Here is a 25,231-nt window from a genome sequence, read left to right as displayed (position 1 = left end):
TTGAGAAGGAGATTCAGTGACGACCGTCGCTCTCGACAAGGTTCCCGCAGGGACCTGGACCATCGATCCGATGCACAGCACGGTCGGGTTCTCGATCCGTCATCTGATGGGCAAGGTGCGCGGAACCTTCGAGGAGTTCACCGGTTCCGTGACCACCGCCGCACGGCCGAGCAACTGCTCCGCGACCGCCACGGTCGCCATGAGCTCGGTGAACACCGGGGTCCGGATGCGTGACGACGACTTACGGTCCGCCCACTTCTTCGACATCGACCGGTTCCCCCATATGGTCTTCGAAGGTACCGGCCTTACCGAGAATGACGGGCTTTTCGAAATCTGCGGGAAGCTGATGATCCGCGGCGTCACGCGCGACATCGCCATGGGGGTCGAGTTTCTCGGTTTCGACGAGACCGGCCTGCAGGGCGAGCAGCGGATCGGCTTCTCGGCGGCGACGACGATCCGCCGCTCCGATTTCGGTGTGGGCGCCGTGGGGGAGGGCGAGAAGGTCGTCGTCGGCGACAAGGTCACCGTCCTGCTCGAGGTCCAGGCCGTACGCTGAATCACGGTCTGCCGTCGCCAGGCATGCCTTCCACGTGCGGTGGCTCTAGCCGAGCGAGAGTATCGAGATGAGGATCAGCAGGAGCAGGAGCGCCAGCCCGCCGCCCGCGACCACCAGCAGGGCGATCATGCAGCCCTGGCCGTTCCACGGTTGGGGGGCGGGGCCGAGGGCGCCCCGGGCGTAGGCGAACACGGGGGCGCGGTATTCGATCTCGAACGCCATCCCGGGCTGGAGCCAGAGAGTGAAGTCCGCGGGGCCGATCTGTGCGGGAAGCAGGTAGGGCAGGTGGACGTGAAGGTGGTACTGGCCGGGCGGGAGCGGGATCACGTTGCGGCCCCACCGGCCCAGCATCGGCCGGCCGTTCAGGATGATCTTGGGGGTGATCATGGCGAGCATGAAGCCCATCCAGTGCCGCTTCACGTCGAGGACGAGCTGCGCCTGACCGCCGTGAGGGCCTGCCGGAGGGCCCCCGTGAGGCACTCCATGAGGGGCGGGTGGAGGAGGCTGGTTCCATGGGTGGTGGGGGCCGGGCGGATGCATGGCGGCCATGCTAGTGCTCTCCGGACCTTTCATGATCTCCCTGCACAAGGTTGCGAAGCGTGGTGAGGAGTGCGGGCATGCAGGTCCTGGTGCTGTCCGGGCCTCCGGCGGCGGGCAAGAGCACGGTGGGGCGGCGGGTCGCGGGCACACGCGCCCGATGCGCCTTCATCGACGTGGACGACGTGCGCCAGCTCGTGCTCGCCGGGATGGTCGCTCCGTGGGACGGCGCCGAGGGGCGCAGGCAGCGACGGCTCAGCGCGGTCAACGCGTGCAGCCTGGCCGCGAACTTCGTCGCCGCCGGGATGGACGTCGTCATCGCCGACGTGCTGAACGAGGAGACGCTCGCGGTGTACCGGGCGTCACTGCGGGACCTGCTGGTGGTGCGCCTGGAGGTGGCGTACGGGTGCGCGCGGGAGCGGGCCATGGGACGGCCGGTCCACCTCACCTGGGACGAGTTCGCGATGCTGCACCGGGAGCAGGAGTCGGTCGCCGGAGCGGATCTGTGGCTGGACACCACTGAACTGGCCGTGGACGACACGGTCGGGAGGCTGCTGGAGATGTCGGAGCCGGCGGGATAGCCGGTTCGCGGTGCGGCGGGAAGACGATCCTGGTTTGCGGCGAAGGATGGGTGACCTTTGTCCGCGACCCGGAGGCATGCTCATGACGGAGACGGCGACGTGACCGCCGACCTGGGCGAGCAAGTGACCGACGCCGAACTCGTCGCCCAGTACCGCAGGAACTCCGATCGGTTCACCGAGGTGCACGATCGGTACTTCCGTGACATCTACCTGTACGTGGCTGGCCGGCTGGACACGCAGGCCGCCGAGGACATAGCGGCCGAGACCTTTCTGCTGGCCTTCGACCAGCGTGACCGGTTCGACCCTGCACGCGGCGGGCTGCGGCCCTGGTTGTTCGGCATCGCCACCAACCTGGTCGCCAGGCACCGGCGCAAGGAGGCGCGCCACTACAGGGCGCTGTCCCGGATGGCGCCGGAGCCGGCGGCGGAGGGCCCCGAGAACAGCGTGGTCACCTCGGTCTCCGCGCAGCGTATGCAGCCACGCCTGGCGCAGGCGATGGCCACGCTGTCCAAGGGCGAGCGTGACGTCCTGCTGCTCGTGGCGCTGGGCCAGCTCGGCTACGACGAGGTGGCCCAGGCGCTCGGCATCTCCCCGGGCACGGTGGGTTCACGGCTCAGCCGGGCGCGTGCGAAGTTCCACGCCATCATCGACAAGGAGTCCGTCCATGGATGACGAATTGAGGCCGCTCGCCACCGTGCTGGCCAAGCCCGAGCCGCCCCGCGAGGTGGAGCTGCGCAGCAGGAACCGGCTGCTGGCGAGGATGGGCGAGGGCCCGCGCCGGCGCTGCGGATGGCTCGTGCCGGGTTTCGGCATGGCCGCCGCCGCGGCGGTGATCGCGCTGGTGGTCGGGGTGGCGGTGGTCGGCACGACCTCCGCGCCGGGCTCGGGCAGGGAGGTCCTGCTCGTGGCGGCCACGAGTGCGGAAAGCGCGCCCGAGGGCTCAGGAAAGTACTGGTACACCAGAGCGGAGGCGGAAGGCAGCGACCTGGTCGTGGAGAACTGGGTCAGCCGCGACGGCGGGCGCTGGTCCAAGGGCACGCCTGCCAATCCCCACAAGGTGGGGCCCGACCGGCCGCAACTGTTCGTCCTGGGGGACGCGGAGCTGACGTGGGAGGAGCTCCAGGCGTTGCCGGCCGATCCCGGGAGGTTGACGGCCTGGATCCGCGAGACCCATGAACGTGAGGAGCTCACCCCGGCGGCGGCCGAGGAGCTTGAGGATCTCGGCATGACGGCGGCCGATCAGGAGCGCTTCGCCGTCGTCCACAGGCTCGCTGCGCTGATCACGTCGATGCCGGCGCCTTCGGATGTGCGCGCGGCGGCATTCCGGGCGCTCGCCGACCTGCCGGGTGTCGAGAACCGGGGCGCGGTCGAGGGCGGCGAGGCCCTCTCGATCCCCACGAAGGTGGGGGAGATCAATCTGGTCGTGGATCCCGAGACCTCGCGGGTGAGCCGCGCCAACGTCGTCCAGGGCAACGACGGAAGCAGCCTGGGGAGCCGGAGCTCCTACCGGCTGACCGCCGAGTGGACGGATCACCTGCCCCGGTAGCGGAGGTACGCGCCCGACGCGGCCGGGTTCGTCTCCCTGCGGGCGGCGGTGACGAGCCCGGACGGCGCCGGGCTGACCCGGACGATCACCCGCGCCTACGCCGTCGGCTGACCGGCGTCACAGCGGCCCGGACGTGCAGACCGCTCCGTTGAGCTTGAAGACGGAGGGCAGCACGTTCGGGCCGCTGTAGTCGCCGACGAAGCCGATCGAGGTCGACGCGCCGGTGGCGAGCGTGCCGGCGCCGGGTTCGTTGACGACCTTGACCTCGCGCCCGTCCTCCGTCCAGACGCCGCCCCAGCCGCTGCCCAGGCTCTGCCACGACCTGGGCCAGGAGAAGGTCAGGGTCCAGCCGTTCACGGGGGCGCCGTTGTTGGTGATGTCGATGGCGCCTACGTAGCCGCTGGCCCAGTCGGACTGGACGCTCAGCCGCGCCGTGCAGGAGCCGGTGGCGGGCGTCGTGGTCGTGAACGTCAGCGGCGGGGATGACCAGGACAGGCCGCCGCCGCTGTCGCGGGCGATCACGTTGACCGTGTAGCGGGTGCCCGGTTCGAGGTTGTCCACGGTGAACGACGTGCCGCCGGTCTCGCCGAGCTGCTCGGTGACGGCGCCGTGCCGGCGGTGCAGCTCGTACTTGGCGATCGGCCGCGAGCCGGCCGTGGCGCGCGGCCAGGTGATGGTGGCGGTGGTGGCGGTCACGGCGGAGGCGGTGGGTTGCCCGGGCGCGCCGGGGCGGCCGGACTCGGGTGTCTCCGGGTGCAGGACGAGCGTGGTCAGCGAGAGGGGCGGGAGGGTCTGGGCGGTGGCGCTGCCCGTGGTCGTGGTGGTGATGGACGTGGCGCCGTTGGTGTGGGTCAGCACGGTGGGCGGCCCGGCGGCGGGCGTGTAGCCCTCGTAGTCGATGGTCACGGGGTGGGACGTGCCGGACGAGGTGTTGATCAGCAGGACGGCGAGGTCGCCGCCGGGCCGGCGGACGGCGTGCGCGGTGACGGCGGGCTCGTCGGTCGCCGCGCTGACGAACTGGTCGCCGGGCCGGGCGAACGCGCTCGTCATCCGCAGCGCGTGGTAGGGCGCGAAGGGCGTGTTCAGCGGCGGCTCGCAGACGCTCCCGTCGGACGTGCAGGCCGCGCTCGACAGCAGGCCGAAGTCGCCGTAGTCGGTGTGCTCCTCGACCTCGGTGACGGCGCCGATGCCGTTGTGGACGTTCCACCAGTCGACCGTGAACACCCCGTTCGCCAGCAGCGTCGCGTAGGAGTCGGCGGCGGCCAGCGCGCCGGGCTGGGTGTTGGTGCCGTTGCTGCTCGAACCGGTGTTGAACTCGGTCATCGCGATGCCGATCCGGCCCGCGTCCGGCCCCGCGTGCCGGGCGATCTGCTCGCGGGTGAGCTGGATCATGTCGGGTACGTGGCCCGCGCGGTCGAGGGCGCCGGGATACCAGTGCAGGACCACGAAGTCGATCTTGGAGCCGGCGGCCGACAGGACGACCTCGTTCCAGCTGCCGGCGTCGCCCTCGGCCACGATCGCGTCGGGCCAGTTCGCGGGCGTGGTCAGCACCGCACCGATCTTGATGTCCGGGTCGACGGCCTTCATCGCGTCGGAGTAGGCGACGACGTGGCGGGCGTACTCGGCGGGGCTCTTGTCGGGGTGGTCGTCGGCCTCCCACGCGGCCCCGTAGTGGCCGTTGCCGTAGATCTCGTTGCCGATCTCCCAGTACGTGATGCCGTAGCCCTTGGTGACGTTGGCGTGCCGCACCCAGGCCGCGGCTTCTTCCGCCGTTCCCGTGCCGTAGTTGGCGGTCACCATCGCCTGGGCGCCGGTGCGCCGTACGCCGCGCATGAAGGTGTCGAAGTCGGTGTCTGGCGCGACGTAGCCGCCCGGGGCGGTGTGGTCGGCCCAGTGGTAGATGTCGGAGTAGGAGCCGCCGGGGTAGCGCAGCAGTTTCACGCCCGCGTCCTTCAGCAGGTCGGCGGTCTCGTCGGAGCCCAGGTGGGTGTCCCAGATGGCATGGTTGGTGCCGATGCCCGTCTCGGGGACGCCGGCGAGGGCGGCGCGCGCGTTGACGGTCACCTCGACGGGTGCGGCGCCGGCGTACGCGGTGGGGGTGTTGAGCGCGGTCAGCGTCAGCAGGAGCGCGGACGCGGCCCGCAGCAGGGTGGTCGGCATCGGTGCACCTCGCCCGTGGACAGTGGTCATCACTCGACGCCTCCTCCTGACCAGGAGGCAGCATGATCATGAGCGGCGGGCGGCGGGCTCGTCAACCGGCGATGAAACTTTCACCGGGCGAATGCACCATATGTGAGCATATGTGCCCTTTGGTGTGCATGTCATCATGGGGGACATGCTGGAGGTTGCCGGGCTGGGCGAGGTGGAGGAGCGGGCGTACCGGTTACTCGTACGGGCCGGCGAGGCGGATCTGACCGGGCTGGCCGAGGAACTGGACCTCACGCGCGAGGCCGCGGCCGCCGCGCTGGCGTCCATGGAGGGCATCGGGCTCGTCCGCGAGGTCGCGGGCGGCGCGGGCGGCGCGGGCGGCGCGGGGCGCAGGTTCGCGCCGGTCGCGCCCGAGATCGCGCTCGGGCCGCGCCTGGTGCGGCAGCAGGAGACGATCGACTGGGCCCGGCAGGCGGTCGACCAGCTCGCCGAGGAATACCGCGCGAGCCTGCGCCGCAGCGACGCCGACCGGCTGATCGAGGTGCTGCCGAGCCGGGCCGCGCTGCGCGAGCAGGTACGCCACCTCCAGGACAGCGCCCGCGAGGAGGTCATGTACTTCTGCCGGGCCGGGCACGTCGTGATGCCGTCCACGGACAACACCGAGGAGCTCGAGGCGCTCGGCCGCGGCGTGGCCTACCGGGTCATCTACGAGCGGGCCCTGCTGGAGGAGCCCGGGATGGTGGCCAACGTGGCGTTCGGCATCAAGCTGGGCGAGCAGGCGCGGGCCGTGCGCTTCCTGCCCGTGCGGATGATGATCGCCGACCGGTCCACCGCGCTGCTCCCCCTGGTGCAGTACGCCGGCCGGACCACCGAGCCGACCGCCGCCCTCGTGCGCGGGAGCAGCCTGCTGGAGGCGCTGATCGCGTTGTTCGAGGCCCAGTGGGAGCGGGCCACGCCGATCAGGTTCCTGGAGGACGGGCAGGTCACCGACACCGCGCCCGGCTGCCCCCTGGACGCCGACGAGCTCTACCTGCTCTCCCTGCTGGTCGCCGGGGTGCCGGAGAAGTCGATCGCCAGCCAGCTCGGGCTCAGCCTGCGTACGGTGCAGCGCCGCGTCTACCACCTGATGCGGCTCGCGGGCGCGCAGACCAGGATGCAACTTGCCTGGCATGCGGCCCGCGAGCGCTGGTTGTGACTACTTCACCCCGTACACCCGGGTGACGGTCTGCTCGAACCGCTCGCCCGAGGCGCCGGTCGCGACGACCCTCAGCGACACCCCGGTTCCGGTCTTGCGATGCGAGACGAGCGCCTTGTACCGGCCCTGGCCGAGGGGGAGGAGCGGCAGCTTGCGCCAGGTCCTGCCGTACTCCCGCCCGCGTAGCCGTAGTGGCCGTCGGCGTCGACGAACTCGGGCACCTGCACCGCCAGCACGTCACCCGTGCGGGTGGCGGCCGTCACGGCCGGGCGTACGACGGGGGCGAACCACCGCTCCCTGGCGATCCCGCCCGACGGCGACCTTCACCCCCTTGCCGTCGTACCCGTCCTGCCATGCCTGCGGCGCTCCCACCTGCGGGACGCTGTGCTCCAGCGACGCGGCGACCTTCCCGTCGAGCCAGATCCTGGCCAGCCCGTCGCGCAGCCGCGGCTCGCCTCCGCGAGCTCCGGCGCGCTCGGCTCCCCAGAGCACGGGCAGCGCGTCCTTGTCCGCCCGCAGGGTGCGCGCGTTGACGCTCTTCAGCGTGATGGCCTGCTTGCTCTCCTTGTACGCCAGGATCAGCGGCAGGACGTCGCTGCTCTCGTCGTCGTACCCCTGCTCGATCAGGTCGCCGACCGAGAACAGTCGTCGGTCCATGAGCCCCTGCGAGAGGTAGGGGACCATGTCGGCGGGGGTGACCACGAGGTCGCCGTTCTCCTCCTTGGTGAAGAACTTGACGTCCTCGCGGCCCTTGCCGGGCTGCACGGTCGCCGCGCTTGCCGCCCGCGAACTCCTGGACCGTCACCACGTCACCGGTGATCAACGTCACCCGGTGCGGGTCTGAGCCGGCCGCCGGCTCGGGTGCCGCGGCGTGCGCGGGCACCGGTACGGCAATCATCGCCAGGCCCGCGCCGACGGCGGCGAGGCGGGTGATCCATCGTATGAACGACCCGATCTGTCTGTGGGGGTGACCCGGGTTTCACTCGTTCAAGAGAATGGAGCATCGCGCCTGTTCGCAGGGCATGTGCCGCGTGAGTAAACAACGACATGTCGTCAAAACGACATCCGAAGGGTCAGGCGCACTCGGTGTTGCGCGGCGGGAGCTTGCGCGTGGTGACGTACGCGCTGACGTGGTCGATGACGCAGGCGTTCGCCATCGCGGCGAAGAGGTTGTGCCCCGGGCCGTCAAATTTGATCATCCGGCTGCCCCTGACCTGCTCGACCACCCGTGACGTCGGCGCGTAGTCCAGCCACGTCCCTGCCCCCAGCATCGGCGGCAGCTTCCGGGGCAGCGGCGACGGCGGGTTGGCGACCTGCGCGGGCCAGCCCACGCAGGTGAGCGGCGCGTGCCAGGCCAGCGGGAACGCGGCCCCCATGCTCGGCGCGACCTTCCGCAGGCGCCTGACCGTGCGCGCCAGCTTCCGCTGGCTTTCCGGCCTGGGGAAGTCGAGGCACTCCTTCACCCCGCCGCCCATGAGGGCCGGGTACGGATCCCGCCCACCCGGCGCGAACCCCGAGGCGTCGCCGCCCTCCGCCGCCTTGATGGCCGCCAGCAGGCCCTCCCACTCGGCGGGACCGCGTTTCCCCTTCTGGGTGGCGAGCAGGCGCAACTGCGTGCCGTCGTAGCGCGCCTTGACCTTCGGGGCGGGGATCGGCTCCTTGGCGGCCCTGGCCACCAGCTCGCGCCAGCGCCGCTCCGTGCCCTTGGGCGCCCAGGCGAAGAACCGGTCCATCAGCCGCTCGTTGTCGCGGGCGATGGCGGTCAGCTCGCGCTCCCAGTCGCGGGTGCTGTGGTTGCCGGTGCCGTCGACGTACATGGTCCGCACCCGCTCGGGGAACTGCCGGGCGTACGCCTGGGCGATGGTGCCCCCGTACGAGGTGCCGATGAAGTTCATCGTGTCCTCGCCGAGGGCGCGCCGGATGGCTTCGGCGTCGCGGGCGTCGCTCGCGGAGTCCATGTGGTCGAAGAGCTCGGGATCGGTGTTCCGGCACCGGGCGCCTCTGGCCTTGTTCGCGGCGGCGAGTTCGTCCAGCCCGGCCTGGTCGTCGGGGAAGGCGGGGGTGCGCAGCGGGCTCCAGTCGCACTGGAGCACCGGCTTGCCGAGCCCGGGGTAGCCGCGCGGGTCCCACGTCACGACGTCCATCGACTTCCGGATCTCGGCGAAGATCTTCCCCCAGGACCGCATGATGGCGATCTGGTCACCCTGCGGGCCGCCGAAGTTGATCATTACGGTGCCCTTCTTCTCGCCGGTGGCGGGCAGCCGGGCCACCTTCAGGGTGAGCTTCCTGTCGCTGCCGGGGGCGATCGCGACGGGCAGGTCCGCGCATTGGAGCTCGGACTCGGTGTCCCCCGGGCAAGCGGCCCACTGGAGGTCCTGCGCGGCCGGGGCGGGTGTGGTGAGCACGGTGAGTGCCAGCAGAGTTCGGATCACGCCGGCACGCTACGGACCGTTCGGTCCGCGCGTCTGCCGCCGGAAGTCGCCGGACGTTGTTCTCCAAAGTTAACGAAAGCCGACGGGTGCCGATGAGTAAGGTGAGGCGTATGGCCTGGGTTGTGGCGGTCGCGGCCGCCGATACGGCGCTGTTGTGGCTGGCCGGGACCGAGGGCTGGGTGCTGGCCGCGTTCGCTGCGGTGACGGGCCTGGCCATGGCGGTGTCCCCGCGCAGGCCACTCGCCGCGTTCCTGGCGGCCCTGAGCCTGGCGGTGCTCACCGGCGGTTCGTACGCCCTGCTCGTCTGCACCGGCTACCAGGCCGGGCACCGCATGTCCGCGCGGCGGGACACGATCGTGGCGTTCGCCGCGACCGTCGCCCACCTGGGCGCGATCCTGATGATCGCGCAGCGCACCGCGCTGGCGCCGGAGCCGTTCGTGGTGCTGGCCCGCGCCGGGGTACTGACGGCGCTACCGGTGCTGGCCGGTCGCTACCTCGCCCAGCAACGCGAGCACCAGCGCAGGGAACGGGAGCTCATCGCGGAGCGCGAACGGCTGCGCATCGCCCGCGACATGCACGACTCGCTCGGCCACCTCCTCGGCCTGGTCTCCGTGCAGGCAGCCGCGCTGGAGATCGCCGCTCTGCCCGCCGAGCAGCGCGGCGCCGTACGCAGCCTGGCGGGCACGGCCCGTACGGCCATGGCGGAGCTGCACGAGGTGGTCGGCGCGCTGCGCCACGCGGACCGGCCGGGCGTCGAGGGCATCGACGAGCTCGTGGCCAGGGCCGCGGCCGCGGGGCTCGCGGTGACGGTCGAGCGGTCCGGCTCGGCCGCGCCGCTCGCGGAGCCGGACGCCGGGCACGCCGCCCACCGGGTCGTCCAGGAAGGGCTGACCAACGCGGCCAGGCACGCGCCCGGCGCGCCGATCCGCGTGTCGCTCGACTGGCAGCCCGACGCCCTCCTGGTCAGCGTGGCCAACCCGGCCGTCACCCGCACCGGGCAGGCGACGCAGGGCGGCGCCGGGCTGGCCGGGCTGTCCGAGCGGGTGCGCGCGGCGGGTGGGCTGCTGCGGGTGCACGCGGAGCCGCATGAGTTCCGGCTGGTCGCGATGTTGCCGCTGGCCCAGGACGCGGTGGGGGCGCCGGCGTGATCAGGGTGCTGATCGCCGACGACGAGCCGCTCATCACGGCCGGCATCCGCGCCGTTCTGGAGTCGGCGGGCGACATCGAGGTGGTGGCGTGCGCGGGCGACGGGCGGGCGGCGGTGCTCGCCGCCCGCCGCCTGAACGTGGACGTGGCGCTGCTCGACATCGCGATGCCGGTGCTCGACGGGCTGGCCGCGGCGGCGGAATTGGGGGAGACGCGGGTGGTGATGCTGACCGCGTTCGGCGACGAGGAGAACGTACGGCTGGCGCTCCAGCGGAACGTTTCCGGATTCATCCTCAAAAATTGTGAGCCGGCGGAATTGATTAGGGCAGTCCGCGCCGCGCACGCGGGACAGGCGTACCTCTCACCCGAGGTGACGCGCCACGTTCTGGGCATGGTCGCGTTCGACGCGGGCGAGCGCGACCACGACGCCGAGCGGCGGCTGGCCGCGCTCACCCCGCGCGAGCTCGACGTGCTCAGGCAGGTGGCGGAAGGGCTGTCCAACGCCGAGGTCGGCAGGCGCGTCCACATGAGCGAGGCGACGGTCAAGACCTACGTGAGCCGCATCCTGACCAAGCTCGGCTGCGCGAACCGCGTCCAGGCGGCGCTGCTGCTCCGCGACGCCGCCTCCTGAAGTTTCATCCGTCGAACGGCCCTTTCGGCAATTTCGGAAGGTCTTTCCGGCAAGCCTTCTTTTCGCCGGGGAAAGCGCGGAAAAAGCAGGCCACGAGGCCATCGCGCCTCGGGCCGAACCTGCTCCTCGCGTTGTGGCGAATCTGGCAGAGTTCACCCATGGCCTTCGATCACAATGATCACTATCACGGGATGCTCCTCAGCCTGGTCCCCCGTGAGAGCCGCACCGCGCTCGACGTCGGATGCGGCACAGGACGCTTCGCGCGGCGGCTCACGGAGATGGGCATGGAGGTCGACGCCGTCGACCCGTCGGCACGTGTGATCGAAACCGCCGTCGCGGGCTCGCGGGATCGTGGCGGGCCGCGTTTCCGCTGCGCCGACATCACGGAGACGCCGCTGCCCAAGGACCACTACGACTACATCTCGTGCCTGGCGAGCATCCACCACGTGCCGTTCGGCACCGTCGCCACGCTGCGCGACGCGCTCGCCCCCGGCGGCGTGCTGGCCATTCTGGGCTGCTACCGCGAGGCGACCCTCGCGGACCTGACCTGGAGCCTGGCCGCCGTCCCGGTCAACGCGGCGGCCAGGCTCGCCATGGCCGGCCGGGGCGAGCCGTCCCCCGCGCCGGTCACGCAGCCCCGGATGACGCTGGCGGAGATCCGGCAGGAGGCGGGCGTCCTGTTGCCCGGCTTCCGCCTGCGGCGGCTGCTGTTCTGGAGATACCTGCTCGCCTACCGCGAACCCTGACGCGGCAGGGCCAGGAGGACGAGCGCGTCGGCCAGGAGGAGGGCCTGCCGCTCGCAGCTCGCCTCGTCCGACGTTTCCGCGAACTCGAAGACCAGGCCGTCCATCCGGTGGATGAGGAACCGGGCCAGCTCGGGCACCGGCACGGCCGTGCGCACGCCGTCCCGCTCCGCTGCGGCGGTCAGGGCGGAGTCGATGAGGTCACCGCCGAGCGGGGCGTTGACCTCGGCCCAGACGTCCCGGCCGGGGAGGAGCGTCTCCTTGTTGCGGATCGCCCACATGAGCAGCTCCATCAGCGCGAGATGCAGCCCGTGGTGATCGCGGATCCACCGCCAGTACGTCGCCACGACCTCGCGCACGGTCGCCTCGAACCCGGCCCCCCGGTCGAGCTCCTCGAAGGCGGCCAGCATCGTGGCGCGGCCGCGTCCGAGGATGAGCATGTTGAGCTCGTCCTTGTTGCGGAAGCAGTAGTGCAGGGTGCCGAGCGGCACTCCCGCCTGCTCCGCGATGCGGCGGGTGGTCGCGCGGGCCAGGCCCTCGGTGGCGATCACGCGGACGGCGGCGTCGACGATGACGCGCCGCCGCTCGTCGGCGGACAGGTACGTCATCGCGGCGCCCCGCCGAACGCGGCCGGGAAGGTGGTCATGGCGCCTCGATGAACGCGGCCGCGGATCGTCATGGCGCCTCGATGAAGGCGCGCAGGAGCGCGAAGAACCGTTCGCCCTCCGTGTCGGCGATGAAGTGGCCCGACTCCTCGAAGATCTCCAGCCGTGCCCCCGCGGGCAGGCCGGTCATGATCTCCCGCATCGAGGCGAGCGGTGTGATCGGATCGCGCGCGCCCGCCGCCACCAGCGCAGGGCAGCGGACGTTGCGGAGCTCGCCCCGCAGGTCGAACCGCTCCCGCGACATGAACCTCATCGTCAGCTCCGGGTTGGGGATCATCCGCGTCATCGCCTGGATGTCCTCTAAGGACGGAAAGGCCGGATCCGGGCTGTAGGACGGCGCGCACAACCGCCCGAACTCCGCGAACGTCTCCGGCGTGCCTTCCGTGAGGAACGCCTTGGCCGCCAGCGCCGCCGCCTCGCCCGCCTCCGCGCGGAACCCCTCGACGACCTGGTCGACGTCCATGCGGGCCATCGTGCTCTGCAGGATCAGCTTCGCGGGATGATCGGGATGCCTGGCGGCGTAGTGCATGGCGACGATGCCGCCGAATGACCAGCCGAGCACGATCGGCTTGGTGATGCCGAGAGCGTCGCACAGGGCGGGGATGTCGTCGGCCCACTGGTCGAGGTGCCAGGTGGAAGGGTCGGAGTCCTGGCTGCGGCCGTTGCCGCGCTGGTCGACGTAGACGATCTGGACGAGGTCGGCCAGCCGTGCGTACGCCGGCCTGAAGATCGAGTGGTCGTGGCCGGGACCGCCGTGCAGCAGGAGAAGCGTGGGCTTGTCTCGCATCGTGTCACCGTCGGGCACGAGGGCGGGGCCCTCGACGTCCACGAACAACGACGTGCCGTTCACCGTGACGCGCATGGAGGCATCCTCTCCGCAAATGTTGGTCGTGTGACCAAGTCATGTGACCAACATAGCCGGTTCGGGTTGGATATGTGGTCATGGACCTTCTTCTCGACCGGCTTCGTACGGCCGGATTCGACGCGGTGGCGGCGGAGGCCGCTCAGGGCGGGGTGGTGGCGCTGGCCGGGCTGGCGACCCTGCGCGACGGCTCCCGCGTGTTCGCCAAGACGTTGCGCGCCGACGTCCTCGACCTGTTCGAGGTCGAGGCGGAGGGGTTGCACGTGCTGCGTGCCATGGGCGGCGTCACCACGCCCGAGGTGCTGGCGGTCACGCCCCGCCTGCTCGTGCTGGAGCCGTTACCGCCGCGCCGCGACGACGACGGACGCTTCTGGGAAGAGCTGGCCCGTGCCGTCGCCCACCTGCACACCACCACGCGGAGCGACCGGTTCGGCTGGCACCGGGACGGCTGGCTCGGGCGCCTGCGGCAGGACAACACCTGGGACACCGACGGGCACGCCTTCTTCGCGCGGCGACGGATCCTGCGCTGGCTCCCGGAACCACTCGTGGAAGCGGCTTTCGACGCCGCCGAACGGCGCGCGCTCGAACGCCTCTGCGCCGCCCTGCCCGACCTGCTGCCGCCACGGCCGCCGGTGCTGACGCACGGCGACCTGTGGCGCGAGAACATCCTCTCCGGCCGGACCGGCGGCCCGGCGCTGATCGACCCGGCCGTCTCCTACAGCTGGGCGGAGGCCGACCTCAGCATGTTGTGGTGCTCGCCGCGCCCGCCCGCCTCCGACCGCTTCTTCGAGGTGTACGCGGACGCGGCGGGTCTCGACGACGGCTGGCGGGACCGCCTGCCCCTGTTCCACCTGCGGGAGCTGCTGAGCAGCATCGCGCACGACGACCACGCCGCCGAGTGCGCCGAGGCCGTGCGCGAGATCATCGCACCGTTCGCCTAGCGGCGGCTCACTTCGCCGGCCGCTGGACAGTGGAGACCAGCAGGAGCAGGAGCGCGCTCTGGGCGAGCATGCCGGGCGCGAGCGGGGGCGCGTTGCCGACCGACTTCGTCAGCGCCGACCACCACTGGGCGAGCGGCGACAGCGAGTCCCACGCGGGGTCCATCGCGCCCATGCCGTGGTTGACGGACACGTGGGTGAACACGCCGTACGCCGCCGCGACCAGCACGATCAGGGCGAGCGCCCGGACCACGGTGAGCGTGCCGGGGGAGTCGCCGAGCGCGACCAGCACCAGCGCGACCGTCAGCAGCGCCAGCGTCACCCACGGGATCAGCTGCGTCGGGCTGCCCCAGTGGCGTTCGAAGGCGAGCTCGGCCGCCGCGCCCGCGATGCCGATCGCGACCAGGGCGAGCAGGCCGAGCCTGAGCATCGAGGGGCCGGCGGGGGCACGCCGGCGGCGGGCGGACTGCACAGTGGTGTCTTCAGCGGGGGTGGAGGTCATGCGGGACACCGTCCGATGCGAAGGAGGTCTTCGGTCGACTCCAAACTCTCCAGGCATCCTGGGAGAAAAATGGATGGTTTCTGAAGATCTGGTGAGAAAACGCCGCTGCACCAGCCGATCGGTACGGCGGCCCGCCGTACCGATCGCCGGCCGTCCTACATGTTGATCATGTGTCCGGCCAGGCCGTGCACGGCCTCCTTGACCGCCTCACCGAGCGTCGGGTGCGCGTGCACGTTGCGCGCGACCTCGTGCACCGTCAGGTCCCACTGCTGGGCCAGCGTCAGCTCGGGCAGCAGTTCGGTGACGTCGGGCCCGATCAGGTGGGCGCCGATCAGCTCGCCGTGCGTGTCGTCACTGATGATCTTGACGAAGCCGGCGCTGTCGCCCAGCCCGTGCGCCTTGCCGTTGGCCGTGAACGGGAACTTCGCCACCTTCACGTCGTAACCCAGCTCACGCGCCTGCGCCTCGGTGTAGCCGAAGCTCGCGACCTGCGGCTGGCAGTAGGTCGCCCGCGGGATCATCACGTAGTCGAGCTCCATGGTCTCCGCGTCGCCGATCGTCTCGGCCGCGATAATGCCCATGGACTCCGCGGCGTGCGCCAGCATGAGCTTGGCGGTGACGTCGCCGATGGCGAAGATGTGCGGCACGTTCGTCCGGCAGCGACCGTCGACGGCGATCGCCCCCCGGTCGGTCAGCGCCACGCCCGTCTTCTCCAACCCGTAGCCGTCGACGCGCGGCTGGAAACCGATGGCCTGCAGGACCTTGTCGGCCTCGAGCACCTGCGTCTGGTCGCCCTTGGTGACGGTGACCTTGACGGAGGAGCCGGTGTCCTCGATGCCGTCGACGCGGGTGGAGGTCATCACCTCGATGCCGAGCCGCTTGTAGCGCTTGGCCAGCTCGGCCGACACCTCCTCGTCCTCCAGCGGCACGACCCGGTCGAGGAACTCCACGATCGTCACCTTGACGCCGTAGTTGTGCAGCACGTACGCGAACTCCACCCCGATCGCGCCCGCGCCCGCGATGATGATGCTGCCCGGCAGGTTCTCGGTGAGGATCTGCTCTTCGTACGTCACCACGCGTTCCGACAGCTGCGTGCCCGGGATGAGCCTGGTGGTGGCCCCGGCCGCGATGATGCAGTGGGAGAACGTGATCGTCTCGCCGTTCACCTGGAGGGTGTTGGCGTCGAGGAACGTGCCCCGGCCGTCGTACTCCGTGATGCCGTTCTTCTTCATCAGGTAGTGGACGCCCTTGACCCGCCCGTCCGCCACCTTGCGACTGCGCTGGAAGGCCGCGCCGAAGTCGAAGCTGACCTCGCCGCTGATGCCGAAGGTCTTGGCCTCGTGGTTGAAGATGTGGGCGAGCTCCGCGTTGCGCAGCAGCGCCTTGGAGGGGATGCAGCCCACGTTCAGGCAGACGCCACCCCAGTATTTCTCCTCGACGACCGCGGTCCGCAGTCCGAGCTGGGCGGCGCGGACGGCGGCCGTATATCCTCCTGGACCCGCGCCGAGAACGACGACGTCATAGTGAGTGCTCATGAGTCGGACCATACCGTCCGGCCGCCGTCACCCCACACGTCAGACCTCCACGTTGTACGGTAGAGCGAGCTCGTCAGCGGGAACCCCGCGAATGCCCCAGTTGACCTTGGGCATCTCGATGATGGTGATCTCGACGTCTTCGGGATCATAGCCGGATCTAGCGTAGATCGCCCGGATCAGCGCCCGCTTGGCGTCGTCACTGCGGCCGGTGAAGCAGACGACCTCGATGATGAGGTAGCGCTCGCTCCGCTGCGGGCAGACGAAGTCGTCGGCGTCCAGCAGCACGAACCGGTGGAACCTCTTCTCCTCGGGCAACCCCCAGGCGCTCACCAGACACGACTGCACCAGGTCCGACACCTCACGCTGCCGGCCCGCCCACACGTCCCTGCGCCCGTAGACCTTCACCTGTGCCATGGGGCCAATATAGAAGGCGTGATCCGCATACTCCTCGCCGACGACGAGGCCATGATCCGAGCGGGCGTCCGGGCCATCCTCGCCTCCGACCCGTCGCTCGAGGTGGTGGCCGAGGCCGCCGACGGCAGGCAGGCCGTCGACCTGGCCATCAGCCACCGGCCCGACGTGGCGCTGCTCGACATCCGCATGCCCAGGCTCGACGGGCTGTCGGCCGCGGCCGAGCTGCGCAGGGCCGCGCCGGGCGTGGCCGTGGTGATGCTGACCACGTTCGGGGAGGACGACTACATCGCCAAGGCGCTCGACGTGGGAGCCGGCGGGTTCCTGCTCAAGTCGGGAGACCCGCGCGAGCTGATCACCGGGATCCACGCGGTCGCCGAGGGAGCCGCGTACCTGTCGCCCAAGGTCGCCCACCGGGTGATCACCCAGCTGTCGGGCGGCCGGATGGCCAGGGGCGCCGAGGCGCGTGACCGCGTCGCGAGCCTCACCGACCGCGAGCGCGAGGTGCTCGCCCTGCTCGGCGCCGGCTTGTCCAACGCGGAGATCGCCCGCAGGCTGCACATCGTGGAGGGCACGGTGAAGGCTTACGTCAGCGCCATCCTCACCCGGCTCGACGTGCGCAACCGGGTGCAGGCCGCGATCATCGCCTACGAGGCCGGGTTGGTAGCCTGACCCGTGATGTATCGCCTCGTGTTCACGCAGGTCTTGCGACGTTTCGACGCCGAGGCCGTGCACCACTTCACCGTGAGCGCTCTCGCGCTCCTCGCGCGGCTGCCGCTGCTCAAGCGGCTGCTGCACCGGGCGTTCGCGCCGCACGACCCGGCCCTGCGGGTGACGGCGTTCGGGGTGCACTTCCCCGGCCCGCTCGGGCTGGCCGCCGGGTTCGACAAGGACGCCGCGTGCGCCGAGGGCATCGCCGCACTCGGCTTCGGGCACGTCGAGGTCGGCACCATCACCGCCCACGGCCAGCCGGGCAACCCCAGGCCGCGCCTGTTCAGGCTGGTGCGCGAGCGGGCGGTGATCAACCGGATGGGCTTCAACAACGCCGGCGCGGCGGCCGCGGCCCGCAGGCTGCGCCGCACGCGTGGCCTCCCGGTCGTGATCGGTGTGAACATCGGCAAGACCAAGGTGGTGCCCGAGTCCGAGGCGGTGGCCGACTACGTCACGGCCGCCAAGGAGCTCGCCCCCATGGCCGACTACCTGGTGGTCAACGTCAGCTCGCCCAACACCCCCGGCCTGCGCAACCTGCAGGCGGTCGCCCTGCTGCGGCCGCTGCTGACCGCGGTCAAGGAGGTCGCCGGCAGCACGCCGCGCCGCACGCCGCTGCTGGTGAAGATCGCGCCCGACCTCGCCGACGAGGACGTCGACGCGGTCGCCGACCTGGCGGTGGAGCTCGGCCTCGACGGGATCATCGCGACCAACACCACGATCAGGCACGGCGGCGAGACCGGCGGGCTGTCCGGGCGCCCGCTCAAGGCCCGCTCGCTGGAGGTGCTGCGGCGGCTGCGGGCCAGGGTGGGCGACCGTCTCACGCTGGTGTCGGCAGGCGGCGTGGAGGACGCCGACGACGTCTGGGAGCGGCTCCTGGCCGGGGCGACGCTGGTGCAGGGCTACACCGGCTGGATCTACGGCGGCCCGCTGTGGGCCTCGCGCATCCACCGGCAGCTGTCCCGCCGGGTGCGCCGCCACGGCATGACGTCGATCGCCGACGCGATCGGGCGCACCGCCCGAGACTAGGGTGTAACGGTGATCCCCGAGGTGCCCCTTACAGACGGTGTCGTCCTGCGCCCGGCCGCTGAACGCGACGCCGAGGGCCTGCTCCACGCGTACGTCCGCAACAGCGAGCACCTGCGCCGGTGGGAGCCCCGGCGGCCGGCCGAGTTCTTCACCCTGCCGGGCCAGGTCCACCGGCTCAAGGACCTGCTCGCGCAGCAGGCGCAGGGCCGGGCGATGCCGTGGCTGCTCGTCCACGGCGATCGCGTCGTGGGCCGCATGACGCTCAGCACGATCGTGCGCGGCCCGTGGCTCAGCGCCGACCTCGGCTACTGGATCGACGCCGGCTACGCGGGGCGCGGCCTGACCACCCGGGCGGTGCTGGAGGTGTGCCGCATGGCCGACCAGGATCTCGGCCTGCACCGGATCGCGGCGGGCACCCTGCTCGACAACGTGGCCTCGCAGAGCGTGCTCCGCAAGGCGGGTTTCGAGCTCTACGGCACCGCGCCGCGCTATCTGGAGATCGACGGCCACTGGCAGGACCACCGGCTCTTCCAGCGCATCCTCAACGACCGTCCGGCTTTCTGACCGGCAACCCGGCGCGAGCTCCGGACGCGTCCGCCCTTCGGCGGCGGGACCGGACGCGCCCGCCCTGCCCTTCTCCTGCGGTCCCGAGAGCGCCCACCCGGTCTACAGGCTGGGCCGGGTCGATTCCGGGTCGTGCGTCATGGCCTCGATGCGGGCCATCCGCTCGGACATGGGGATCTCGCTCGGCCGGTGCGGGCGGCGCCGCTGCCACGGGTGCGGCCCCGCGAGCGGCCGATACTCCACCCCGATGGCGTCGAGCCGGCCCAGGTGCCGCCCCAGCCGCTCCGTGAAGCCCTCGGCGGGCGAGCCCGACCAGGCCACTTCCGCGAGCGCGCAGGCTCGAGGCCAGAGCTTGTAGTCGACCGTGCGGGCGTCGGGCACGCGCTCGCTCCAGAGCTGCGCCTGCGCGCCCACGACCCGGGCGCGCTCGTCGTCCGTCCAGTCGTCAGGCGCCGGGCGGAAGGCGGCGACGTCCTCAAGGGCGATGGTGTCGCCGATGGCCCTCGGCTCGTCGGGGGAGCCGGACTCCGCGTAGTCGAAGTAGAGCGGGAACACCGGCGTCGCGATCACGTCGTGCCCCGCGGCGGCGGCACGGCGGCCCACGCCCATGCCGCGCCACGGCATGACGATCGTGTCCTGGCGCAGCCCTCCTCCGACGAACGCCTCGTCCCACACCACGGTCCGCGCCCCCCGCTCGGCCAGCGCGTCGGCCAGCCGCCGCAGGAACCACGCCTGCAACTCGACGGACGTGGACAGGCCCAGGGAGTCGCGGTAGGCGGCGATCTCCGCCGAACCGGTCCAGTGGTCGAGCACCACCTCGTCGCCCCCGATGTGCACGTAGGGGGTCTCGCCCAGCGCCCCGATCAGCTCGTCGAAGATCGTGGTGAGGAACTCGACGGTCGGCGGCAGGGGAGACAGGATCGCGGGGGAGATGCCCCACCGGTCGAGCACGTCGTAGCGCTCGCCGGTGGCCCCCAGCGACGGGTAGGCGGCCAGGATCGCCGAGGCGTGCCCCGGCACGTCGATCTCGGGCACGATCGTGACGCACCTGGCGCGGGCGTAGGCGCCGATCTCCGCCAGGTCGTCGAGCGTGTAGTAGCCGCCGTGCGGGACGTCGTCGTAGGCGGCCGGCTCGCCATGGGCGTGGACCGCCGTGCGCGGCCGGTGCGAGGAGACCTCGTGCAGCAGCGGGTAGGCCCGGCTCTCCACCCGCCATCCCTGGTCGTCGACCAGGTGCAGGTGCAGCCGGTTGAGCTTGTGCACCGCCATCAGGTCGATCAGGCGCATGAGCTCACGCTTGGGGAAGAAATGCCGGGCCACGTCGAGGTGCAGCCCGCGCCAGGGGAAGCGCGGCGCGTCCTCGATCCGCACCCCTGGAACGGGCCACGACGCCTGCTCGGAGAACCGGTAGGAGGCGTCCGGCAGCAACTGGTGCAGCGACTGGGCCGCGTAGAACGCGCCTGCCCGCCCGCCGGCCACGATCTCGACACCCCTGGACCCGGTGGTCAGCCGGTAGGCCTCCGCGCCGAGCGCGGCGTCCTGCCGGACGTCGATCTCACCCGAGTCGCCCGGCCGCAGGTCGAGCAGGGGAAGGGCGAGGCGGACGGCGTCGGCCAGGTCGCCGGACACCGTGGCGCCTGAGGCCAGCTCGAAGGGAACGGAAAGATCACTGTGCAGCTTAGGGTGAGGAATCATGCTTTGAGATAGTGCTGTAATCCGTTGGCCAGCGCCAGCGCGATCTTCTGCCGGAACTTCGGGCGCCGGAACTTGGCCGCCTCGGCGGCGTTGCGCATGTTGCCGCACTCGACGAAGATCTTCGGCACCGTCGACAGGTTGAGCCCGCCGAGGTCGCTCCGGTAGTCGAGCGCCTTCCTGCCGATGTAGGTGGAGTAGGGCAGGCCCGTGCCCTTGGCGAAGGCGTCACGCACCGCGATGCCGAGCTTGCTCGAATCGCCCACGACCTGGTCGACCGGACCGTTGATCTTCTTGGGCATGATCACGTGGAAGCCGTGGTTGGCCGGCCCCGACCCGTCGGCGTGCACGGAGATCGCGGCGTCCGCCTCCGCCTTGTTGCCGATGGCGGCGCGCCGGGTGATGCAGGGGCCGACGCCGTCGTTGCCCGACCTGGTCAGCTTGACCGTGGCGCCGCGCCTTTCGAGGATCTTGACCATCCGGGTGGACACGTCCCAGGTGAACGCGGCCTCGCTGTAGCCGTCGTTGGTGGAGGTGCCGGTGGTGTCGCAGGCCTTCTTCTTGGTCAGCACGTCGACCTGGCGGTTGATCTCCTTCGGAGCGCGGTAGTTGCCGCCGTTGTGGCCCGGGTCGATGACGATGACCTTCCCTTCGAGCGGCCGCGCCTCCCGCGCCCGCTCGGCGCCGCCGGCGGTCCCCGCGGGCTCCGCGGTCTCCGCGGGATCGAAGGTCTTGGCGGGCGCCGTGGAGGGAGCTTGCTCCTCCGTTCTCGTGGTGGCGGCCTGACCTGCCGCGGCGTCACCGGAGCCGGTGGCGCCACACGCGGAGGCGATCAGGCCGCAGACGGCGAGGACCGTGACGGGAAGAGCACGCATGCCGTCCAACTTACGTGAAGCCCGGAGACAGGACGGCTCATATGCCGAGTGCGGTGCGAACGCGCCGCGTCCTCGCCGGGCGTGCTCCTACCAGACGCGCTCGGCGACCTCCTGCCGTTCGAGCAGGGCGGCCAGCTCCCGCGCGTCCTCCGCGTCGAGGCCGAGAACGACGCGGGGACGGCCCCACGGATGGTCGAGAGAGTGGGCGACGTAGCTGGCGACCGACTCGGCGGTGGCGTCGGCGCCCCGCCCCCGGCCCGCTCGCCAGTGGCCCCAGGCGCGCTCGAGCTCCGCCGCGGCGCGCTGGGCGCAGGACACCAGTTCCGGATCACGCATGACTGTTCCCCCGGATCAGACCGTGACCGGACCGAGCCGGCCACTCTTAGCATGACCCTGACGAGTAAACCGGCGCGTCATCGCGCCGCCACGCGGCTTGACCCAGGTTTGGGCAACAGGAAACCTGCCGCGGCGCAGCGTCGCCGTGCAGGTTTCCCGTTCGCCTCAGGCGGGCCCCGTGCTCCGTCGCACGATCAGTTCCGAGCGCACCTCCCGCAGGCGGGAGCCCTTGGCGGGGTCTCCGATGCGGTCGCTGAGCAGTGCCGCCGCCGACCTGCCCATGGCACGGCGGGGCTGGTCGACCGAGGTGAGGGAGATGTGACGGGAGGCCGCGAGGTGCGTGTTGTCGTAGCCGACCACCGACAGGTCGTCGGGCACGCGCAGGCCGAGGTCGCCGGCGGCCGACAGCACGCCGAGCGCGACCGCGTCACTGGCCGCGAAGATCGCGGTTGGCCTGGGGTCGCGGGTCAGCAGGGCGAGCGCCGCCTCCCTGCCGCTGTCCTCGGTCGCGTCCGCGGCCTCGACCATGATGTACGGGGCCAGCGAGTGCCTGCGCATCGCCACGAGGTAGCCCTCGCAGCGCGACGAGCGGGGCCCCTCGATGTGGGCGATCCGCTTGTGGCCGAGCTCGACCAGGTGGTCGATGGCCAGGCGGGCGCCGAGCTGGTCGTCGTCGACCACGATGTCGACGCCGTCGAGCTCGATGTCACGTTCCCCCACGACGACCGTGGGCGTGTAGGAGGTGGCCTCGATCAGCGTCTCGCTGGTCGGAGCGATGCCCAGCAGGACCAGTCCGTCGACTCTGAGCTCGAGGAAGGCCTCCACGGCCTCGTCCTCGAACGCCGGATCCCACTGGCTGTTCCCGATCAGCATGCGCAGGCCGTCGCCGTGCAGGCTCTCCTGCAGTCCGTCGAGGAACTCGGCGTAGAAGGGGTTGTGCAGGTTGGCGACGAGCGCTCCCACCAGGTGGGTACGCCCTTCGACCAGGCTTCGCGCGACCGCGTTCGGCCGGTAGCCGAGCTCACGTGCGGCCTGCAGCACGGCCTGGCGCCGGTGCTCGCTCACGTGCGGAGATCCGCGCAGCACGAGTGAGACCAGCGATTTCGAGACGCCGGCTCGTTCGGCGACGTTGCGGATGGTGGGTCTGGGCCGAGGCAGGGTGTCTACCTCTCTGAGCTCGGCGATGGATGAGGTGTTGACGGGCGGTCCTGACATGTGTCTCCCCCGCGATGCGGATATGGGCACCTGTCTGACCAAACGATCGAGTTAGCCGCAGGGTACGGCCTCCGTTACAGAGAGCCCGATATTCGCCGAACAGAGGCCACCTTCGGCTGGGGCGCACGTCGGATACTGTGCAGGTGTGACACCAGGTAAGTCAGCCGAGAAGGCGCGCCCGGCTCGGCGCAGGCTCAGCGTCGACCGGCGTCGCGAGGAGCTCATGGCGGCGGCTCTGGAGCTGTTCAGCACGCGCGACGCGGAAGACGTCTCGATCGATGACGTGGCGTCGGCGGCGGGGGCTTCGCGGGCCCTGGTCTACCACTATTTCGGCGGCAAGCAGGAGCTCTACGTGGCCGCGCTGAGGAGCGCGGCGGAGCAGCTGGAGTCCAGGCTGCGGCCGCATGAGGGCGGCAGGCCGCTCGACGAGCTGGCCTCCGGGCTCAAACGTTATTTCGACTTCGTCGAGGAGCACGCTGCCGGGTTCGCCGCGCTCCTGCGCGGCGGTCCCGCCAACAGGGCGGGCGAGGTGGGCGAGATCGTCGACGGCGTGCGCCGGCGCCTCTTCCGCCTCATCCAGAAGCAGATGCGCGTCGAGGAGCCCAGCCCGGTGCTGCGCACGACCCTGAGGTCGTGGATCGCCTCCGTGGAGACGGCCGGTCTCGACTGGCTGGAGCACCGCGACGTGGAACGGCCGACGCTCGAGAAGATGCTGGTCGATCACATGGTCGCGCTGCTCGGCGTCGCCGCGAGGTATGACGGCGACGTCGCCGGCCTGCTGGAGCGGCTGGCGTAACGGCGGGAGGCGGAAGCCGGGAAGGATGGCGCCGGGCGGGCGGCGCCAACTTCCCATGCGACGTCACGTCGTCACACGGTGGACCTGGCTTCGTTGCGCGCCTGGTCCACCCTCAACCCCCCTGAGGTCCGTGACGACCCTCTCGGCTACTCCGAGCGCTGCTGCGGGATCCCCGCGAGCAGTGCGCGGACCTCGGTCTCCCGGTAACGCCGATGACCGCCGAGGGTACGAATCGACGTCAACTTGCCCGCCTTGGCCCACCGCGTAACGGTCTTGGGGTCGACCCTGAACATGGTCGCGACCTCAGCGGGCGTGAGCAGCGGCTCGGCCTCGGGTGTACGAGCTGACATTTGTGCGGCCTCTCCTCCGTGTGGACCGGCTTAGCGATCCTGTGACTGCCTTTGCGCGTGTCACGGATGTCCCCCTATGGCGCAGAGCGTGCGGCTTTTCTGAGCCATATGCGGCATCACCCGATGTGACCATACCGCCACGCAGAGCGATTGGCGAGCCCTTCTTTGACCCAACTGCCCGCACCCCGTGGCCATGTCACGCTCGGTGATTCTAGCGACACGGTTCGTGGTATCGCAGTGAAAACGGCAAACTACTCAGTTCGCAGAAGAGAGCAGCCGCGAGACGTGACCTACTCATGCAGGTCAGACGGCCGTATTGGGGTTCAGTTGGCAGATTCCAGTTGTTGCATTGACTTCCACCGCAGGATGACCCTCTGGTACATGGCGTAGGCAAGTTCTTCTTGACCCGTGTCCAGGCCCGTGAGGGCGGCGGACAGCTCGGCGACCGACTGGTCGGCCTGCAGCGCGTCGTCGTCCATGAGGTGCACGAGGCCGCCGTAGTCGAGCTCGACCAGCGAGTGCGGGTGGAACTCCTCCAGCCACCTGGCGATGTCCTCGACCTCGAAGTTGGAGGCCACGTCGCCGAGGTGCCGGCGCAGCACGTTGAGCGCCCGCGCCGCCCGCTTCCTGGCCTGCGCCATGGAGGTGACGTAGATGAGGTTACGGCCCGTAGCCGTCGTCACGTCCTGCCCCGGGGCGGCGGAGCCGAGCACCAGCCAGCGCTCGTTGCCGTCGAACGGCACGAACCAGGCCGGTGGTACGTGCCACGTCGTGGTGCGGATGTGCGTGCGCAGCGCCGACGACCCCGCTTTACGCTTGTAGCGATCAAAGTCGTCGGCCGTCTGCTCGGCGATCGCCTTGGGCACGAGACGGTCCATCAGCTTCGCCGGCGTGGCGCCGCGCAGCCTTGAGAACGCCAGCCACGAGCGCAGGCGGGTCTGCCATGGGCAAACGTACAGACGGTCCTCGACGCGCCGCAGATAGGCGTTGGGGCTCTCCTGGGCGGGAACGGGCTGAGGGGGCATGCCGAGCAGGCGCATGACCGACTCGCCGTGCTCCGCGGTGAGCGCGTTCGCGCGCCGCGGACGGTCGCGTGAGTCGGCGTAGTCGGCCCACACCCTGCGCTCGGGCTCGGCGAACGCGGTCAGTGGCTCATAGACGCGGAGGTAGGCGGCATAGGGCAGCACGGAGGCATCGTGTCACGAAGCGACCCCGCGCGCACTGTCGAGACTAGGCTA

General features: G+C 70.9%; 28 protein-coding genes. 13 read left to right on the top strand and 15 right to left on the bottom strand.

All coding sequences use genetic code 11. The annotated features are described in order from the left end of the window. Positions 1-16 precede the first annotated feature (16 nt). On the top strand, positions 17-556 hold the full coding sequence (locus tag ACZ6SA_RS43540; protein WP_465834974.1) for a YceI family protein: 540 nt from the start codon (positions 17-19) through the stop codon (positions 554-556). A 45-nt stretch (positions 557-601) separates the two neighbouring features. Here ACZ6SA_RS43540 and ACZ6SA_RS43535 read toward each other — a convergent pair whose 3' ends face one another. Continuing rightward, positions 602-976, bottom strand: coding sequence for a hypothetical protein (locus ACZ6SA_RS43535; protein WP_465834972.1), 375 nt, complete (start codon positions 974-976; stop codon positions 602-604). A gap of 197 nt (positions 977-1,173) precedes the next feature. On the opposite strand from ACZ6SA_RS43535, the gene ACZ6SA_RS43530 reads away from it, so the two are divergent. The 3 genes from ACZ6SA_RS43530 to ACZ6SA_RS43520 all read left to right on the top strand — a co-directional run bounded on the left by ACZ6SA_RS43530 (position 1,174) and on the right by ACZ6SA_RS43520 (position 3,220). Further along, positions 1,174-1,674, top strand: a complete 501-nt coding sequence (locus ACZ6SA_RS43530; RefSeq protein WP_465834970.1) for an ATP-binding protein — start codon at positions 1,174-1,176, stop codon at positions 1,672-1,674. A gap of 99 nt (positions 1,675-1,773) precedes the next feature. Further along, the gene (locus tag ACZ6SA_RS43525; RefSeq protein WP_347650177.1) at positions 1,774-2,346 is read left to right on the top strand and encodes an RNA polymerase sigma factor; all 573 of its coding nucleotides are present in this window, start codon (positions 1,774-1,776) and stop codon (positions 2,344-2,346) included. Beyond that, positions 2,339-3,220 (top strand): CU044_5270 family protein, encoded by an 882-nt coding sequence (locus ACZ6SA_RS43520; protein WP_465834968.1) that lies wholly within the window; start codon positions 2,339-2,341, stop codon positions 3,218-3,220. Before ACZ6SA_RS43525 ends, ACZ6SA_RS43520 begins: the two co-directional genes overlap by 8 nt. A 117-nt stretch (positions 3,221-3,337) precedes the next feature. On the opposite strand, the gene ACZ6SA_RS43515 is transcribed toward ACZ6SA_RS43520, so the two are convergent. After that, positions 3,338-5,380: a cellulose binding domain-containing protein gene (locus ACZ6SA_RS43515; RefSeq protein WP_465834966.1), complete on the bottom strand. Its 2,043-nt coding sequence runs from the start codon at positions 5,378-5,380 to the stop codon at positions 3,338-3,340. 175 nt (positions 5,381-5,555) lie between these two features. Here ACZ6SA_RS43515 and ACZ6SA_RS43510 point away from each other — a divergent pair, with 175 nt between their 5' ends. After that, positions 5,556-6,563: a helix-turn-helix domain-containing protein gene (locus ACZ6SA_RS43510; RefSeq protein ID WP_465834964.1), complete on the top strand. Its 1,008-nt coding sequence runs from the start codon at positions 5,556-5,558 to the stop codon at positions 6,561-6,563. Between the two features lie 237 nt (positions 6,564-6,800). Here ACZ6SA_RS43510 and ACZ6SA_RS43505 read toward each other — a convergent pair whose 3' ends face one another. Beyond that, on the bottom strand, positions 6,801-7,328 hold the full coding sequence (locus ACZ6SA_RS43505; protein ID WP_465834962.1) for a hypothetical protein: 528 nt from the start codon (positions 7,326-7,328) through the stop codon (positions 6,801-6,803). A gap of 308 nt (positions 7,329-7,636) precedes the next feature. Then, positions 7,637-8,995, bottom strand: a complete 1,359-nt coding sequence (locus ACZ6SA_RS43500; RefSeq protein WP_465834960.1) for an alpha/beta fold hydrolase — start codon at positions 8,993-8,995, stop codon at positions 7,637-7,639. 110 nt (positions 8,996-9,105) lie between these two features. On the opposite strand from ACZ6SA_RS43500, the gene ACZ6SA_RS43495 reads away from it, so the two are divergent. From ACZ6SA_RS43495 to ACZ6SA_RS43485, 3 genes are all read left to right on the top strand, one after another. Beyond that, positions 9,106-10,143 carry a sensor histidine kinase gene (locus ACZ6SA_RS43495; protein ID WP_465834958.1) on the top strand — a complete coding sequence of 346 codons (1,038 nt, stop codon included), beginning with the start codon at positions 9,106-9,108 and terminating at the stop codon, positions 10,141-10,143. Further along, a complete protein-coding gene (locus ACZ6SA_RS43490) occupies positions 10,140-10,772 on the top strand; it encodes a response regulator transcription factor (protein ID WP_347650184.1) in 633 nt (210 codons plus the stop codon). The genes ACZ6SA_RS43495 and ACZ6SA_RS43490 overlap by 4 nt, the downstream gene beginning before the upstream one ends. Positions 10,773-10,930: 158 nt before the next feature. Beyond that, a complete protein-coding gene (locus tag ACZ6SA_RS43485; RefSeq protein WP_347650185.1) occupies positions 10,931-11,518 on the top strand; it encodes a class I SAM-dependent methyltransferase in 588 nt (195 codons plus the stop codon). Here ACZ6SA_RS43485 and ACZ6SA_RS43480 read toward each other — a convergent pair. Both ACZ6SA_RS43480 and ACZ6SA_RS43475 read right to left on the bottom strand, forming a co-directional pair. After that, entirely contained in the window at positions 11,503-12,123 is a 621-nt protein-coding gene (locus tag ACZ6SA_RS43480) for a TetR/AcrR family transcriptional regulator (protein WP_347650186.1), read from the bottom strand. The two genes, ACZ6SA_RS43485 and ACZ6SA_RS43480, sit on opposite strands and share 16 nt — an antisense overlap. A 67-nt stretch (positions 12,124-12,190) precedes the next feature. Next, positions 12,191-13,042 (bottom strand): alpha/beta fold hydrolase, encoded by an 852-nt coding sequence (locus tag ACZ6SA_RS43475; RefSeq protein WP_465834955.1) that lies wholly within the window; start codon positions 13,040-13,042, stop codon positions 12,191-12,193. Between the two features lie 80 nt (positions 13,043-13,122). On the opposite strand from ACZ6SA_RS43475, the gene ACZ6SA_RS43470 reads away from it, so the two are divergent. Further along, positions 13,123-13,983 carry a fructosamine kinase family protein gene (locus tag ACZ6SA_RS43470; protein WP_347650188.1) on the top strand — a complete coding sequence of 287 codons (861 nt, stop codon included), beginning with the start codon at positions 13,123-13,125 and terminating at the stop codon, positions 13,981-13,983. Positions 13,984-13,990: 7 nt separating this feature from the next. On the opposite strand, the gene ACZ6SA_RS43465 is transcribed toward ACZ6SA_RS43470, so the two are convergent. The 3 genes from ACZ6SA_RS43465 to ACZ6SA_RS43455 all read right to left on the bottom strand — a co-directional run bounded on the left by ACZ6SA_RS43465 (position 13,991) and on the right by ACZ6SA_RS43455 (position 16,431). Then, the gene (locus ACZ6SA_RS43465) at positions 13,991-14,482 is read right to left on the bottom strand and encodes a hypothetical protein (RefSeq protein ID WP_347650189.1); all 492 of its coding nucleotides are present in this window, start codon (positions 14,480-14,482) and stop codon (positions 13,991-13,993) included. 155 nt (positions 14,483-14,637) lie between these two features. Beyond that, complete coding sequence (gene lpdA / locus ACZ6SA_RS43460) at positions 14,638-16,017, bottom strand: dihydrolipoyl dehydrogenase (protein ID WP_347650190.1); 1,380 nt, start codon at positions 16,015-16,017, stop codon at positions 14,638-14,640. 39 nt (positions 16,018-16,056) lie between these two features. Next, positions 16,057-16,431, bottom strand: coding sequence for a tautomerase family protein (locus tag ACZ6SA_RS43455; protein WP_465834952.1), 375 nt, complete (start codon positions 16,429-16,431; stop codon positions 16,057-16,059). A gap of 18 nt (positions 16,432-16,449) precedes the next feature. On the opposite strand from ACZ6SA_RS43455, the gene ACZ6SA_RS43450 reads away from it, so the two are divergent. The 3 genes from ACZ6SA_RS43450 to ACZ6SA_RS43440 are packed head-to-tail and all read left to right on the top strand — an operon-like array spanning position 16,450 to position 18,729. Continuing rightward, a complete protein-coding gene (locus tag ACZ6SA_RS43450) occupies positions 16,450-17,100 on the top strand; it encodes a response regulator transcription factor (RefSeq protein WP_347650192.1) in 651 nt (216 codons plus the stop codon). Positions 17,101-17,106: 6 nt separating this feature from the next. Continuing rightward, entirely contained in the window at positions 17,107-18,165 is a 1,059-nt protein-coding gene (locus ACZ6SA_RS43445; protein ID WP_347650193.1) for a quinone-dependent dihydroorotate dehydrogenase, read from the top strand. A gap of 9 nt (positions 18,166-18,174) precedes the next feature. Further along, positions 18,175-18,729 (top strand): GNAT family N-acetyltransferase, encoded by a 555-nt coding sequence (locus ACZ6SA_RS43440; RefSeq protein WP_347650194.1) that lies wholly within the window; start codon positions 18,175-18,177, stop codon positions 18,727-18,729. Between the two features lie 102 nt (positions 18,730-18,831). On the opposite strand, the gene ACZ6SA_RS43435 is transcribed toward ACZ6SA_RS43440, so the two are convergent. From ACZ6SA_RS43435 to ACZ6SA_RS43420, 4 genes are all read right to left on the bottom strand, one after another. Further along, positions 18,832-20,424: a beta-N-acetylhexosaminidase gene (locus ACZ6SA_RS43435; protein ID WP_465834949.1), complete on the bottom strand. Its 1,593-nt coding sequence runs from the start codon at positions 20,422-20,424 to the stop codon at positions 18,832-18,834. Continuing rightward, positions 20,421-21,296 (bottom strand): N-acetylmuramoyl-L-alanine amidase, encoded by an 876-nt coding sequence (locus tag ACZ6SA_RS43430; RefSeq protein ID WP_465834947.1) that lies wholly within the window; start codon positions 21,294-21,296, stop codon positions 20,421-20,423. The genes ACZ6SA_RS43435 and ACZ6SA_RS43430 overlap by 4 nt, the downstream gene beginning before the upstream one ends. An 87-nt stretch (positions 21,297-21,383) precedes the next feature. Continuing rightward, the gene (locus tag ACZ6SA_RS43425; RefSeq protein ID WP_347619506.1) at positions 21,384-21,632 is read right to left on the bottom strand and encodes a hypothetical protein; all 249 of its coding nucleotides are present in this window, start codon (positions 21,630-21,632) and stop codon (positions 21,384-21,386) included. A gap of 165 nt (positions 21,633-21,797) precedes the next feature. Next, a complete protein-coding gene (locus ACZ6SA_RS43420) occupies positions 21,798-22,847 on the bottom strand; it encodes a LacI family DNA-binding transcriptional regulator (protein WP_347619505.1) in 1,050 nt (349 codons plus the stop codon). A gap of 223 nt (positions 22,848-23,070) precedes the next feature. Here ACZ6SA_RS43420 and ACZ6SA_RS43415 point away from each other — a divergent pair, with 223 nt between their 5' ends. Further along, complete coding sequence (locus ACZ6SA_RS43415; RefSeq protein ID WP_132508350.1) at positions 23,071-23,643, top strand: TetR/AcrR family transcriptional regulator; 573 nt, start codon at positions 23,071-23,073, stop codon at positions 23,641-23,643. A 146-nt stretch (positions 23,644-23,789) separates the two neighbouring features. Here ACZ6SA_RS43415 and bldC read toward each other — a convergent pair whose 3' ends face one another. Further along, positions 23,790-23,993, bottom strand: coding sequence for a developmental transcriptional regulator BldC (gene bldC / locus ACZ6SA_RS43410; protein WP_013133571.1), 204 nt, complete (start codon positions 23,991-23,993; stop codon positions 23,790-23,792). A gap of 323 nt (positions 23,994-24,316) precedes the next feature. Then, positions 24,317-25,180, bottom strand: a complete 864-nt coding sequence (locus tag ACZ6SA_RS43405) for a DUF8083 family protein (RefSeq protein ID WP_347650197.1) — start codon at positions 25,178-25,180, stop codon at positions 24,317-24,319. Positions 25,181-25,231: the final 51 nt, after the last annotated feature.

The organism is Nonomuraea sp. NPDC049378 (assembly GCF_055586745.1).
Note: the sequence above shows the minus strand (reverse complement) of the source record. Positions and strands in the feature narration are given on the sequence as shown.

Coding starts and splice junctions, on each gene's coding strand:
- ACZ6SA_RS43530 (WP_465834970.1), top strand. CDS start 1,174: ATGCAGGTCCTGGTGCTGTCCGGGCCTCCGGCGGCGGGCAAGAGCACG.
- ACZ6SA_RS43520 (WP_465834968.1), top strand. CDS start 2,339: ATGGATGACGAATTGAGGCCGCTCGCCACCGTGCTGGCCAAGCCCGAG.
- ACZ6SA_RS43515 (WP_465834966.1), bottom strand. CDS start 5,380: ATGCCGACCACCCTGCTGCGGGCCGCGTCCGCGCTCCTGCTGACGCTG.
- ACZ6SA_RS43510 (WP_465834964.1), top strand. CDS start 5,556: ATGCTGGAGGTTGCCGGGCTGGGCGAGGTGGAGGAGCGGGCGTACCGG.
- ACZ6SA_RS43495 (WP_465834958.1), top strand. CDS start 9,106: ATGGCCTGGGTTGTGGCGGTCGCGGCCGCCGATACGGCGCTGTTGTGG.
- ACZ6SA_RS43485 (WP_347650185.1), top strand. CDS start 10,931: ATGGCCTTCGATCACAATGATCACTATCACGGGATGCTCCTCAGCCTG.
- ACZ6SA_RS43480 (WP_347650186.1), bottom strand. CDS start 12,123: ATGACGTACCTGTCCGCCGACGAGCGGCGGCGCGTCATCGTCGACGCC.
- ACZ6SA_RS43475 (WP_465834955.1), bottom strand. CDS start 13,042: ATGCGCGTCACGGTGAACGGCACGTCGTTGTTCGTGGACGTCGAGGGC.
- ACZ6SA_RS43470 (WP_347650188.1), top strand. CDS start 13,123: ATGGACCTTCTTCTCGACCGGCTTCGTACGGCCGGATTCGACGCGGTG.
- ACZ6SA_RS43465 (WP_347650189.1), bottom strand. CDS start 14,482: ATGACCTCCACCCCCGCTGAAGACACCACTGTGCAGTCCGCCCGCCGC.
- lpdA (WP_347650190.1), bottom strand. CDS start 16,017: ATGAGCACTCACTATGACGTCGTCGTTCTCGGCGCGGGTCCAGGAGGA.
- ACZ6SA_RS43455 (WP_465834952.1), bottom strand. CDS start 16,431: ATGGCACAGGTGAAGGTCTACGGGCGCAGGGACGTGTGGGCGGGCCGG.
- ACZ6SA_RS43445 (WP_347650193.1), top strand. CDS start 17,107: ATGTATCGCCTCGTGTTCACGCAGGTCTTGCGACGTTTCGACGCCGAG.
- ACZ6SA_RS43435 (WP_465834949.1), bottom strand. CDS start 20,424: ATGATTCCTCACCCTAAGCTGCACAGTGATCTTTCCGTTCCCTTCGAG.
- ACZ6SA_RS43430 (WP_465834947.1), bottom strand. CDS start 21,296: ATGCGTGCTCTTCCCGTCACGGTCCTCGCCGTCTGCGGCCTGATCGCC.
- ACZ6SA_RS43425 (WP_347619506.1), bottom strand. CDS start 21,632: ATGCGTGATCCGGAACTGGTGTCCTGCGCCCAGCGCGCCGCGGCGGAG.
- ACZ6SA_RS43420 (WP_347619505.1), bottom strand. CDS start 22,847: ATGTCAGGACCGCCCGTCAACACCTCATCCATCGCCGAGCTCAGAGAG.
- ACZ6SA_RS43415 (WP_132508350.1), top strand. CDS start 23,071: ATGGCGGCGGCTCTGGAGCTGTTCAGCACGCGCGACGCGGAAGACGTC.
- bldC (WP_013133571.1), bottom strand. CDS start 23,993: ATGTCAGCTCGTACACCCGAGGCCGAGCCGCTGCTCACGCCCGCTGAG.